Origin of the sequence: Endozoicomonas atrinae (assembly GCF_001647025.1) — a bacterium.
GTDB lineage: Bacteria > Pseudomonadota > Gammaproteobacteria > Pseudomonadales > Endozoicomonadaceae > Endozoicomonas > Endozoicomonas atrinae.
Genome location: NZ_LUKQ02000008.1, coordinates 13678 through 26543 on the forward strand (window position 1 = coordinate 13678; position 12866 = coordinate 26543).

The 12866-nt window shown below is 49.2% G+C and carries 8 protein-coding genes; 3 read left to right on the plus strand and 5 right to left on the minus strand.

Going from position 1 to position 12866, the window contains the following annotated elements:
* Positions 1-83: 83 nt before the first annotated feature.
* The 4 genes from AK963_RS02280 to AK963_RS02295 form a co-directional block, all read right to left on the minus strand.
* Entirely contained in the window at positions 84-467 is a 384-nt protein-coding gene (locus AK963_RS02280) for a hypothetical protein (RefSeq protein WP_066013777.1), read from the minus strand.
* A gap of 99 nt (positions 468-566) precedes the next feature.
* Positions 567-1016: a GNAT family N-acetyltransferase gene (locus tag AK963_RS02285; RefSeq protein ID WP_066013778.1), complete on the minus strand. Its 450-nt coding sequence runs from the start codon at positions 1014-1016 to the stop codon at positions 567-569.
* Between the two features lie 30 nt (positions 1017-1046).
* Positions 1047-3278, minus strand: coding sequence for an ATP-dependent DNA helicase DinG (gene dinG, locus AK963_RS02290; protein ID WP_238593620.1), 2232 nt, complete (start codon positions 3276-3278; stop codon positions 1047-1049).
* A gap of 78 nt (positions 3279-3356) precedes the next feature.
* Positions 3357-3995: a hypothetical protein gene (locus AK963_RS02295; protein ID WP_066013780.1), complete on the minus strand. Its 639-nt coding sequence runs from the start codon at positions 3993-3995 to the stop codon at positions 3357-3359.
* 205 nt (positions 3996-4200) lie between these two features.
* On the opposite strand from AK963_RS02295, the gene AK963_RS02300 reads away from it, so the two are divergent.
* From AK963_RS02300 to AK963_RS02310, 3 genes are all read left to right on the plus strand, one after another.
* Positions 4201-4695: a YchJ family protein gene (locus AK963_RS02300; RefSeq protein WP_083232402.1), complete on the plus strand. Its 495-nt coding sequence runs from the start codon at positions 4201-4203 to the stop codon at positions 4693-4695.
* Positions 4696-5043: 348 nt separating this feature from the next.
* Positions 5044-6024, plus strand: a complete 981-nt coding sequence (locus AK963_RS02305) for a TAXI family TRAP transporter solute-binding subunit (RefSeq protein WP_066013784.1) — start codon at positions 5044-5046, stop codon at positions 6022-6024.
* Positions 6025-6441: 417 nt separating this feature from the next.
* Entirely contained in the window at positions 6442-9027 is a 2586-nt protein-coding gene (locus tag AK963_RS02310) for a TRAP transporter permease (protein ID WP_139117202.1), read from the plus strand.
* A gap of 537 nt (positions 9028-9564) precedes the next feature.
* On the opposite strand, the gene AK963_RS02315 is transcribed toward AK963_RS02310, so the two are convergent.
* Positions 9565-12864 carry an ATP-binding protein gene (locus AK963_RS02315; RefSeq protein ID WP_139117203.1) on the minus strand — a complete coding sequence of 1100 codons (3300 nt, stop codon included), beginning with the start codon at positions 12862-12864 and terminating at the stop codon, positions 9565-9567.
* Positions 12865-12866 lie beyond the last annotated feature (2 nt).

The window sequence follows — 12866 nt, forward strand, 5'->3', positions numbered from 1 at the left end:
GCAAATCCAAAAAATGTCCATAAACACAGTCATTTCAAAAGCAATGAAATAACTGTGTTCATAAAAAGAAGTCAATGTAAGGCTTAATGCTCAAACTGATGAGTTGCCAGTCCGGTTTCATCATCCAGTTTTTCAGGGGGGGGAACAGGCTTTCCATCAAACACTGGGTAGGACTGCCCCCTGGCCCAGCAATAGGTATACATAGTATCGCTGGTTACATACTTGCCATCATTATCCCACAGGTGGGTGCTTGCACCGCAGTTTGAACGCTGCTGATAGGTACAATGCCAGCCACTACCTGGCGCAGCGGCCCAGATGGAGTTTTCTGAAGCCCCGGGTTGGGAACAGCATAAATGGTGCGAAGGCCAGTCATCTGCACTGCCGCAGTTGGCATTCTCAAAAGCCAGGGCAAAAGACGACAAACCAATGGTGAGAGCACACACGCTCAGCGACTGGCATAACTTCATGTCAAAACTCCTCTGTTTTTGACGTCAAGTAATGCCAGACCAGTATAGTTTGGAACAATAAAAGTCAGCAGGAAAAGCTGAAACTTCCCAAAACACAACTTACCGTAACATCATATCCTGATGAGGGATGCCATCTTCTTCATAAGACTCCCCAAGCATTTGAAAGCCCAGACTCTGGTAAAACCCAACCAGATATACCTGCGCGGACACCATTACCGGTTTACCCGGCCACAGCTGACGACAGGTAGTAATGGCCTCCTTCATAATCAGCCTGGCATAGCCATGCCCTCGACTGTCCAGACCGACAGCCACCCGACCAATTGCTGACCCCTGATCGAAAGAAACACCCGGAGCCAGGCAGCGGGCGTAAGCACCGATACTATCCTGTTCCTTCAAATAAATATGACGTGTAGACGACAGTACATCCTTATTATCCAGTTCCGGGTAAGGACATGTCTGTTCAACAACAAAAACATCCACACGCAATTTAAGCAACTGATACAGCGTATGGACATCCAGCTCATCGAATGCATGGTTCAGTACAGACATGGTGACCTTACCTGTGTTAATTCAGCCTGTTTATCTCATCATAACTGCCGAGGCCGGCTCGATAATCCGGTTAAACGGCGGCAGAGAGTTCATAATCATCTGACCGTATCGGGCAGTAACCAGCCGTCGATCCATAATCGTGATACGGCCACGATCCTGCTCCGTTCGTAATAAACGACCACAAGCCTGTATCAGGCGGATCGCCGCATCCGGTACGGTAATTTCCATAAACGGATTCCGTCCCTGGGCTTCCAGCCATTCAGAAAGTGCTGCTTCCACAGGGTCATCAGGTACTGCAAAAGGAATCTTGGCAATAATAACGTGTTCGCAATAATGACCGGGTAAATCAATCCCTTCTGCCAGGCTGGCAAGACCAAACAGGATGCTGACCTTGCCATCATCAATCTGCTGACGATGCTTTTTCAACAACTCCTGCCGTGAATAGTCATCCTGAAGCAGAATTTTCTCCTGCCATTCAGCATTCAGACCAAAATGCACATCCTTCATCTGCCTGCGGGAAGAAAACAGTACCAACATCCCTTTTGGACGATCATCGCCAGAAAGCAGCTCTGGCAAAAGCTCAATAATCTCACCGGTATGCTCTTCCGCATTCCGCGGGTCGGATGCCATGGCTGGTATTACCAGAGAAGCCGCCTCACCATGAAGAAATGGACTGGGCACCACGACACAGCGTGACTCTGCAGGTACTCCGGAACGCATCCGGAACCGGCCAAAGCTGCCCAGTGCGGCCAGTGTTGCCGAGGTAACAATAGCCGCATGAGCAGGATTCCACAGAGTCTGCCATAACGTCATGGACGACATGATCGGACTGCTGAATACCTCCAGCTCTTCTCCAAAAGAACCTTCGGTCCATTTCAACCAGCGTGCACACGGCGGCTCACCCTCAGGATCTTTCATGGTGTAAGTCAGCCAGAGTTGAAAATGGCTCTCCATCCGTGACTGCATACCACCGATTTCAGGGTAGAGCTGTTCCGCCTGCCAGCGGTCAATACCCGGAACATCACCATCCATTGCATCGTCCAGGGCTTTGGCAACCTTTTCCAGCATGCCGCTGCACTTACTGAAACCGGCTTTCAGCCGTTCAGCCTGCTGCCGCAGCGGCTCAGGCACAACACCTTCCGGAAAGCGATAATAAGCAACCTGACTTTCCCCGTGAGTGGTAAATTGCGTCTTAGGTTCAAACTGGGCAATGCTGTGCAGCATCTCCCGGGTATGACCCAGGGCATTCACCAAGGCATCAAACTCCGGTTGAATCCGCTCCAGCAATTCCCCCAGCTCTCCGGGCAGTGTCTGCTGGGTCAGAATTTTCTGCAGATGTCGTCCGGCTTTCTCAAGCCAGCTTGCCGTTCCCTTGACTCTGGACTGACAGGTAAAGTGATCAATAGCTTTGTCTGGCAGGTGATGACCTTCGTCAAACACGTAGATAGCATCCTTGGGTTCGGGAAGGATCGCACCACCTCCCAACGCCAGATCGGCCAGCACCAGATCGTGGTTGGCAACAACCACATCGGCATGCTCCAGATCACCACGGGCTTTATAAAACGGGCACTGTCGAAAATAACCACAGCGACGCCCGCTGCATTGTGCGTGATCGGTAGTAATGGTTCGCCACTGTTGGTCTTCAAGGGCATCTGGCCAGCTGTCCCGGTCGCCTTCCCACTTGGAAGCGGCAAATGCTTCCAGCATACTCTGGTATAGCGCCAGTGAGGATTGATCATTTTCCAGGGTATAACCATCGTAGGCGAACATATCCATTAACGAGGCGGTCGCTTCCTCTTCCTGAAGCAACCTGTCCAGCTTACTCAGACAGGCATAACGCCCACGTCCCTTGGCAAGCGTATAAGAAAATTTGAGCCCGGTTTTTAAAATGATGTCTGGCAGATCTTTATTGATGACCTGCTCCTGAAGGGTCACTGTAGCCGTGGCAATGACCAGACGCTTTTTCGCTGCCTGAGCCATGACCACCGCAGGTAACACATAGCCTACCGTTTTTCCGGTACCCGTACCGGCTTCAAGAACCGTAACGGAGGGATCAGAAATTCTGCGACCTTCACTATCGGTTTTAATATCACCAAGCGCACGGGCAATCTCGGCAATCATCTGTTTCTGCCCCGGTCGGGCCTTTAGCTTTTTACTTTCCAAAAAAGCACTGTACGCTTTCTGGATGGCTCTCTTCTGGGGTTCGTCAAGCACAATGCCAATCGCTCTGGGAGGGAGTTCCAGTATATCCAGTAACTCCAAATTAGATATTCTGACTGGATTGTATCGAATTTAGACAAGCTTCACAGCGGTAGATGCCACAAGCCAATACGAGAGGCGTTAAAAGAGCTGCACAATACTTTGGCCTTCTCCGGAAGGACTGTCTTCCCGAATAATCACCATGCGGTCAGGAAAAGCACTGCGATAACTGGCAATAATGTCCATTAACTCATTGCAGGTTGCGGGCAAAAATCCCTCAACAAAACCCATCCCTTCTATAATCAAGTTTTTGGGCATGTTGGACAGCCGATCATCCAACATCGTCTGTTCAATACCAGACATACCCATGCCACTATGTAAAAGACCCAACTGATTTTTCAAGGAAGATACCAGCATAGAAACGGTTGAAGCACCCGATAAATCCAGCAACAGATGCTCTCGACGGCGTGACTCGGGAAACGGCACTAAATTCGCCAGTGCTTCTTCACCGCGGTCACTCAGGAATTGCTTCATCGCATCTAAATAAGCGACCTCACTGATCGCCAGATAATCACCATGGCGCCAATGATGTACAGCCACCTGTCCAGGTAACAGACAGGAATGAATGTCTGACCCGGGGTAACGCACACCACAGTTTCCTTCATTATTTACATAACCAATCTGCTGTGAGGCAAAAGCAACCAGATGTTGCTCTACAGGCCAGCTCTGCTGAAGTGTCCAAAAAAGCAGGTCATCAATTTCGTCCGCGCTGATTTCCATTAATATTTATGCAACTTCTGTTAATCTCTTTATAGATAGGTATTTCTACCTAGCGAGAATAATGACATTTATTGCTCTGGTAAATTGACACAAATCAAGAAATCGAATTTATTTTCATACCCCTTGCGGCATTAGGTTAGTATTGACGATTCAACTTAAAAATTTTGTTCACACTCTTTAAATATGCCATTTTTGGGTAGTTACCATGTCCACCCCCCTCTCAAATTGCCCCTGTGGTTCTGGAAGATCATTCACTGAATGCTGTCAGCCTTATATTCAAGGAAAGCCTGCCCCAACGGCAGAGGCATTAATGCGCTCCCGTTATACAGCGTACACCTTAAGAAACATTCAATACCTGATTGAAACAACACACCCCGGACAGCAGGAAAGAATCATACAGCAGAAAATTTACCAGCAATCGACCGGAACGCTATGGCAAAAGCTGGAGATTGTTGACACTGAAGCGGGTATAGCATCTGACCTGACAGGTATTGTTGAATTCAAAGCCTGGTTTAAAGAGTCACTCTCAGGCCCTGAAAAAGTCCACCACGAACGCTCATCTTTCCTCAAAAAGGAAGGACGCTGGTATTTTGTCTATCCCGGAATGGCACTGATCAAAACAGAAAATGTGGGTAGAAATGATCCCTGCCCTTGCGGCAGTGGCAAGAAGTATAAAAAATGCTGCGCACAATCAAACTGACAAACTCCCCGCAATATCATAGGTAGTTACCGAGAATCAATAGACAAAAATCAAAGAAATCAACCCTCAAACATGGTACTATCGCTCACCTTCAGCAGGTTGTTACGTGCAAAGATAACAACCTGACAGGCAAATCCCTGCGCTTTCCATCAACGGTAAGCGAATCAACTCAGTCAGGGGAACGGGCAACATGGAAATGCTGTCCGGACTGAACATAACAGCCATGAACGAGAAGTACGGTTCAGAAGCGATCAGAATGGTTTGGGTGACTGACCCAGGACACCAGATCTGATGTTCAACACCTGCTCATATCCATGGTAAAAAAAGCTCAAATCAAGAGGACTGACAATGACCATTTTTAAGAAACTGGGACTTGCCATTCTGGGGGCAGGCTTTGCTGCTATTACCTCCACCGCCAGTGCCGCCGCATCCAGCCAGCAGTTTGTCACCATCGGTACCGGTGGTGTAACCGGCGTTTACTACCCAACCGGCGGTGCTATCTGCCGTCTGGTGAATAAGGGGCGCAAAGAGCATGGTATCCGCTGCTCTGTAGAAAGCACAGGTGGTTCTATCTACAACCTGAACACCATCCGTGCCGGTGAGCTCGATATGGGCATCGTCCAGTCTGACTGGCAATTCCATGCTTACCGCGGAACCAGCGCCTTCGAACAGCAAGGTGCTAACAAAGATCTGCGGGCGATTTTCTCTGTACACCCGGAAGCATTCACCATTCTGGCTCGAAAAGATGCTGACATCAGCAAATTTGAAGATCTGAAAGGGAAACGCGTCAACATTGGCAACCCAGGCTCCGGCCAGCGTGGCACCATGGAACAGCTGATGAAAGTGTATGGCTGGACACACGACAGCTTCTCTCTGGTTTCTGAGTTGAAAGCAGCAGAGCACGCCAAAGCACTCTGTGACAACAAGATTGACGCCTTTGTCTACACCGTTGGCCATCCATCCGGATCTTTCAAAGAAGCAACCACTTCCTGTGAAACCGTACTGGTGACCGTTGCCGGTGACAAAGTGAACAAGCTGATCGAAGATAACCCCTACTACCGCACCGCAACCATCCCTGGCGGCATGTACAATGGCAACGAGCAGGACGTTCAGACCTTCGGTGTTGCGGCAACCTTTGTATCCTCCACTGCAGCCAGCGAAGAAGCCGTCTACCAGGTGACCAAGGCCGTATTTGAAGATCTGTCCACTTTCAAGAAACTGCATCAGGCCTTTGGCACCCTGAAGAAAGAAGAGATGGTGTCTGACGGCCTCAGCATCCCACTTCATGAAGGTGCCAAGCGTTACTATCAGGAAGCAGGACTTCTCTAAATCCTTTCCCATACCCGGGAAGGTGTCTCAGCACCTTCCCAAATGCAGGTTGTCATCATTCAGAGTGCTGCCTGAATTCTGCATGGTGACATTTACAGCCTCTCCCAACACGGGTCAAAGGGCTGCACGGGGAAGCACTGTCGTCTTCTGTATACCAATTCCGCCTTCTAAATATGATATCGAGCATGCCATTTTGGACTACTTGGCAAGGCAGAATGACGAGTAATAGCGGGGCTATTGCGAGGAATTCCAACGAAGATCCAGCTGTACAAAATGGCTGAGCAGTTCATGTCTAGAAGTTGGGATCATAGGCTTCATATACCGCCTCCCCCATTGACATAAGGCCATGAGCCATCGAATGAAGGATGCATCACTTCCAAAAGGAATGCGCATAACTTCAATGACAACAGGTACATTATGGAAGCAGTCAACAGCGATAAGCTGAACAATTCACCGACAGCAGACTCCACTAGCTCTGCTGAACAAATGGTTAACCAGTCCGAACAGGGTGGCCGCCAACCAATAGGCAAATCCAGACTGGTATTACTGGGTACAGCCCTGAGCTGGTCGTTATTCCAACTGTGGAATGCATCACCACTGCCGTATATTTTCAATTTCGGTATTTTTAATGATGGCCAGGCTCGTGCAATTCATCTCGCTTTTGCCATTTTCCTGGCATTTATAGCCTTCCCTGCCAGAAAAAAATCATTTTCCAATCAGGTTCCCGTTACCGACTGGTTATTTGCATTGACTGGCAGCTTCTGCGCCGCCTATCTTTATATTTTCCATCAGGAACTGGCTACCCGTGCCGGTGCCCCCGTTACCATGGACCTGGTCACGGCAGGCGCAGGCATGCTGCTTCTGCTGGAAGCCACCCGCCGGGCACTGGGGCCACCACTAATGGTGGTTGCAGCCGTTTTTATTACCTATGCCTTTGCCGGCCCTTACATGCCGGATGTAATCGCCCACAAAGGCGCCAGTCTCAACAAGGCGTTGTCACACTTCTGGATTACGACTGAAGGTGTCTTTGGTGTTGCCCTGGGTGTATCCACCAGCTTTGTTTTCCTGTTTGTTTTGTTTGGTTCACTACTGGAAAAGGCCGGTGCGGGCAATTACTTCATTCAGGTGGCATTCTCTCTTCTGGGCCACCTCAAAGGTGGGCCAGCCAAGGCTGCGGTGGTTTCATCAGGCCTGAGCGGTGTGGTTTCCGGCTCATCCATCGCTAATGTGGTAACTACCGGAACATTCACCATCCCTCTGATGAAGCGTGTCGGCTTTCCCGCTCACAAGGCAGGTGCCATTGAGGTTGCCGCCTCAACCAACGGGCAACTGACGCCGCCTATTATGGGAGCTGCGGCGTTCCTGATGGTTGAGTATGTCGGCATTTCCTACATTGATGTCATTCGCCACGCGCTCTTACCCGCCGCCATTTCCTATATAGCCCTGTTTTATATTGTCCACCTGGAAGCCCTGAAAGCGGGCATGCAGGGACTGCCAAGAAGCATTACCCGCACAAAGACTCAGGCATTGATGTCATTCACGGGCTCGTTTGCCGGGCTCTGCCTGCTGGGTGCCGGTGTCTATTATGGTGTTGGCTGGACAAGACAGTACATGGGAGAGCATGCCCTCTGGATCATTACGCTCGCATTACTGGCCAGTTACCTGGTGCTTCTGAAAGTGGCCGCTAAACAGCCTGATCTCATCAATAATATTGAAGATGAGATACGTAGCACTCCGGTACCTGGACCAACCATCAAGCGGGGGCTCTATTATCTGCTGCCTCTGGTGGTTTTACTATGGTGCCTCACGGTTGAACGCTACTCTCCTGGCCTCTCGGCCTTCTGGGCAACCCTGGTCATGGTTTTCATCACCCTGACCCATAAAACACTCATTGATCTTTTCCGGAAGGAACAAACGACCACTCACCTGAAAGAAGGCTTTCTCGATCTGATTGACGGGATGACGACCGGGGCCCGAAACATGATCGGCATCGGTGTTGCAACCGCAACCGCCGGTATCGTTGTGGGTGCGGTTACTCTGACCGGCGTTGGTCTGGTAATGACAGAGTTCGTAGAGTGGATTTCTGCCGGCAGCATCATTCTTATGCTGTTGTTTACAGCAATCATCTGTCTGGTGCTGGGCATGGGCCTGCCAACCACGGCAAACTACATTGTTGTGTCCACCCTGATGGCTCCGGTTATCGTTACTCTGGGCGCACAGCATGGACTGATCGTTCCTCTTATTGCTGTCCATCTGTTTGTGTTCTACTTCGGTATTCTGGCTGATGATACTCCCCCGGTTGGTCTGGCTGCTTTTGCCGCTTCGGCAATCGCACAGTCTGACCCTATCAAGACCGGTATTCAGGGTTTCACTTACGATATCCGAACCGCCGTTCTGCCATTTATGTTTATTTTTAATACGGAGTTACTGCTGATCGGCGTTGGCAGCATTCCACAACTGGCGATTGTCGTCTTTGGTGCCATTGCTGCCATGCTGGTGTTTGCGACCGCAACTCAGGGCCACTGGTTAGTCAAAAACCGCTGGTATGAAACGCTGGGCATGCTGCTGATTGCCTTCACCCTGTTCAGACCAGACTTCTGGTGGGATAAGGTTTACCCTCCCTATGAAACCTATGAAGGCAGTAGCATTGTAGCTCAGGTTGAAGCACTGCCAGATCAGGCTGATGCGCGTCTTTGGGTAGCCGGTGAAACGCTGGAAGGTAAGCAGGTTAACCAGATGGTTATCCTCCCGGCTGGCGATCAGGCCACCGCTGATGACCGTTTCCGCAACATGGGGCTAGAAGTTCTGATTGATGGGGATGATCTGGTCATTGATATGGTGGACTTCAACAGCGAGGCTCAGAAGGTCGGCATTGATTTTGACTGGCAGATTCATCGTATGGAAGTTCCGGCAGATCGACTGCCAAAACAACTAACATGGATACCAGCCTTTATTCTGCTGCTGTTTATTTTCCTTGGACAGCGACGCAGACAACACAGTTAAACCTGTTAAAACCCGTTATTCACCAGCAGCGTAGACTGCTGGTGAATAACTGACAGGCACTCACTTCACAACTCCTTAAGATTACTCATCAAATCCCAGGTCCCTCATCCAATGGCCTTGCTTTATTCTGAGATTATCAACCAGATTTAAGCCAAAGAAATTCATACAACATAAAGCACAGTGAATTAAAGCTGACTGAATAATATCTGCACAAAACAGTTCCATCGATAAGAAATCAGGCATTCATTAATAAAGCAGCAGCATTCATACAAACAGTAATAAACACCCAGAAAATCAAACCTGCTTTATATGCCCTGAAAAAAGCAACGGTGTTTCTAACAGGAATCACTCCGGTAACAGATAACTTATCACTTCCTAAGCAAGTACATGGTTTCAATGAGTTTGACGCGTTCAGCCAAAGCGTCAAACTCATTGAAACCATGTACTCGGACAGGCAATCCAACAGCATTAATAAATACACCAATCACTGCAGTTGTTCTGAAAATACAGAACCGTAGGAGTTTTTCGGAGCCCCTTTTATTCTAACTTCCCGAAATGATCAATCAATTGCCTGATAAAGTTTTCCAGCCGTGCAATATCCATATCAGCCGTCAGCGTCAGCAAAAAGCCAACAACATCTGCCAGTTCAGCATTCCCTTCAAATGAATGAAGCGCCTGCTCAAGGTATTCCAGATCCCCCTGTTCAAAAGCTGAAATAATAGCGTGTACAAAGCTATCCATATGCATATCCTTAAGTCTCTGCAGCAACACGTCCTCATTCAACTCTGACTTCGGCGACTCCGTAACATAATCAACGCCCAGTAAATACCGAATTTTATCAAACATCAGCCCAGCATCGAGGGGCTTGCCAATGTATTCATCAAATCCCTGAGTCAACAACCGCTCCCTGGCCTCATGACTGACACTCGCTGTCACAGCCACTGCCTTGACTGACGCTTTTCCGGGCAGTTCACGGATTTTTCTGATCGCTGTCACCCCATCCATCACAGGCATGGATATATCCATCAAAATCAAGTCAAAGCCCACCTGCTTCACCGCCTCAACAGCCTGGAGACCATTGCAGGCGGTATCAACTCTGAAACCTGCTGAGTCCAGCAACCCGGCAATCATATCCCGATTACTTTCAACATCATCCACAATCAGAACCCGAATCCCCTGGAAGCCCTCATCCAAATGAACATAAATGGAACCTGGCAAAAGGCGCTGATGCTCTTTCAGAGCTTCAAAACTTCCCAGAACCAGCGGCAGGACAAAAATAAAACGACTCCCCTTACCTGGCTCGCTGATCACGTCAAGCCCACCTCCCATCGCTGAAACCAACCGCCGGCTGATCGCAAGCCCCAGGCCAGAGCCACCAATCTGTAAACCCAGATGGACCTGACGGAAAGGTTCAAAGACCCTCTCCAGATCCTCATGGGCAATACCTACGCCAGTGTCACGAACTTCAAAGACAATGTCATTTCCCTCTACTGAAACCCTGCACTCGACCCACCCCTTAACCGTGTATTTAACACCATTGCTGAGCAGGTTCAGCAGCACCTGACGCACCTTGATTTCATCAAGCATTACGATTTCCGGTAGCGTTCCAATGGGCAGCAGACGTAACTCCAGCCCTTTACTGGCAGCTCTCTCCATCAGAATGTTGCGCACTCCACGCAGCAGCTCCATCAATCTGACCGCAGAAGGATGCAATTCAATCTTGCTGGACTCAATTTTGGTTAAATCAAGAATATCGTTAATCAGTGAAAGCAAATGCTGTCCACTGGCCTCGATAGTATTCAGGCTTTTTCGTTGAGCAGACGTTAACGAAAGATTTCTTAATAGGAGTTGAGCATTACCCAGCACGCCATTCAGTGGTGTTCTCAACTCGTGACTCATATTAGAAAGGAACAGCCCCTTGGCCAGATTTGCCCGCTCTGCTTCCTCTTTGGCCCGCATCAGCTCATGCTCAATGCGTTTACGCTCGGTGATGTCTCGAACCACCATGGATATCAACAGTCCATCATCCGTTTTCAGGGGGTTGCTGGTGATTTCTACCGGGAAAACCCGGCCTTTACGATCAATACCTCTGGATTCATAGCCCACCAGACACAACTGCTCCCAACTGGCCTTCTCCAGATCACCCAGCAGAGGGTGCCCCACACGATTTTCCAGTGGGGTCAGCAGGCTTAAAGGCATATTGACAAGGTCTTCCCGGTGAAAGCCAAACAGGTCTTCTGTCCTGCTGTTTGCCATGCCAATAATACCTTCAGGTGTGGCAATGATTGTGGCGTCAGGGGCACTGTCGAGTAGTAGCTTGAACTTCTTGGTATCACTTACCCGGTCGGTAATATCATTCGCCAACCCTTCAACAAGGTATTGCCTGCCTTCTAAATCCCCCATATCGCTCCAGAAGATTTCCAGCCTGCGGATACTGCCATTCAGGTGCCTGATATCCAGTTCAAATGTATCCCCCCATCGCCCCTGCTTGGCCTCACGGAACTGATCCCGAAAGCGAAATTTACTGTCCTGGGTAGCAAGATAACCAATGAGCGGACGAAGAAACTCGCTTTGCGTGTAACCCAGAATGGCTTCTATGGAAGGGCTGACATGGGTAACACAACCATCCTTATTGAGGTTGAAATAGAAATAGTTCCCCCTCAACCGCTCAAGTAAATGGCCTATATTACTCGTTCTAGCCTTATGAAGCGCTTTCTCTCGGTCAGCCAGCTTGGTAACCAGTTGCTGAAAGCTTTCCGTTAAACTACCAATTTCATCCCGGCTGATATGGGTGATAACCGGCTTTACCCGACGATAGGTAAAATCATCCATAGCTCGCTTTAACCGGATAATCGGACGGGTAATCCTGACAGACACCAGACTGGCACAGGTAAAAATCAATGTCAGGGAGAGTATCATCAGCAGTGCGTTAATCTGTGCCTGATCAATAACGGGAGCCAGTACGGTTTCCCTCGGGGCATAACTGATCATCCACCACGAAGCCGATTTGATGGGTGCCCCCATCAACCAATACTCATTCTGTCGAACCGGTACCCACTTATGACGGAAAGCGGGTTCACCTCTTTCAATCAGCTCTTCCAGATCATTCCACAGGCCCGGAGAACCATAATAAAACTGGCTTTGATGTATACTGTTTAACTGATATCGCTTCGGCGTTTCACTATCCGTCTGCAGATATTCTCCTGCACCATTGACAATAGAAAAGCTGGCATTTCCCGTCGTGTTTTCCACCAGCTGGTGACGCAGGTCAGCAAGACTGATATCCATCCAGAAATAGCCATAAAGCGTATTCGCTGAAAAGACCGGTACGATATAGCTGACGATCCACCCTTTATCAGCAGATCCTCTTGGCGATGTCCAGAACCCTTCTTTCTGCTGCCCCTGATTAGCCCACCAGAACTGAGCAGGAAACAGGCCGGTATCGACGGTTTCATCCAGCTTGACCGAGCCCTCATCCATATAGGCATGAAACACATCCCAGTGCTGAAAGCTGTTGCCGAGTTTCACATAAGTGAAGCCCCGAACCAGAGAGTTCCTTTCCACCAGATCACTGAGAAAGTGTTTTATCATGGCATGATCAGTTACTGGCATCCGACTCAACATATCCGCCATAAAGGAGGTCATGGTCATCAACTGCTGCGTATGACTGTCAATCTTGCCGGCATTATGCCAGACCTGCTCAATCAACCCTTTGGCTACTGCATCGGTAGCCTGCTTGAGAGAGAAGTAGAGGTGGATACCAAAGATCAGGTTGTATAGAAGCGTGACAGGCACGACAGTAAAAAAAATGATTTTTTTTCTAATGGAAAATTGCACTG

Coding starts and splice junctions, on each gene's coding strand:
- AK963_RS02280 (WP_066013777.1), bottom strand. CDS start 467: ATGAAGTTATGCCAGTCGCTGAGCGTGTGTGCTCTCACCATTGGTTTG.
- AK963_RS02285 (WP_066013778.1), bottom strand. CDS start 1,016: ATGTCTGTACTGAACCATGCATTCGATGAGCTGGATGTCCATACGCTG.
- AK963_RS02295 (WP_066013780.1), bottom strand. CDS start 3,995: ATGGAAATCAGCGCGGACGAAATTGATGACCTGCTTTTTTGGACACTT.
- AK963_RS02300 (WP_083232402.1), top strand. CDS start 4,201: ATGTCCACCCCCCTCTCAAATTGCCCCTGTGGTTCTGGAAGATCATTC.
- AK963_RS02305 (WP_066013784.1), top strand. CDS start 5,044: ATGACCATTTTTAAGAAACTGGGACTTGCCATTCTGGGGGCAGGCTTT.
- AK963_RS02310 (WP_139117202.1), top strand. CDS start 6,442: ATGGAAGCAGTCAACAGCGATAAGCTGAACAATTCACCGACAGCAGAC.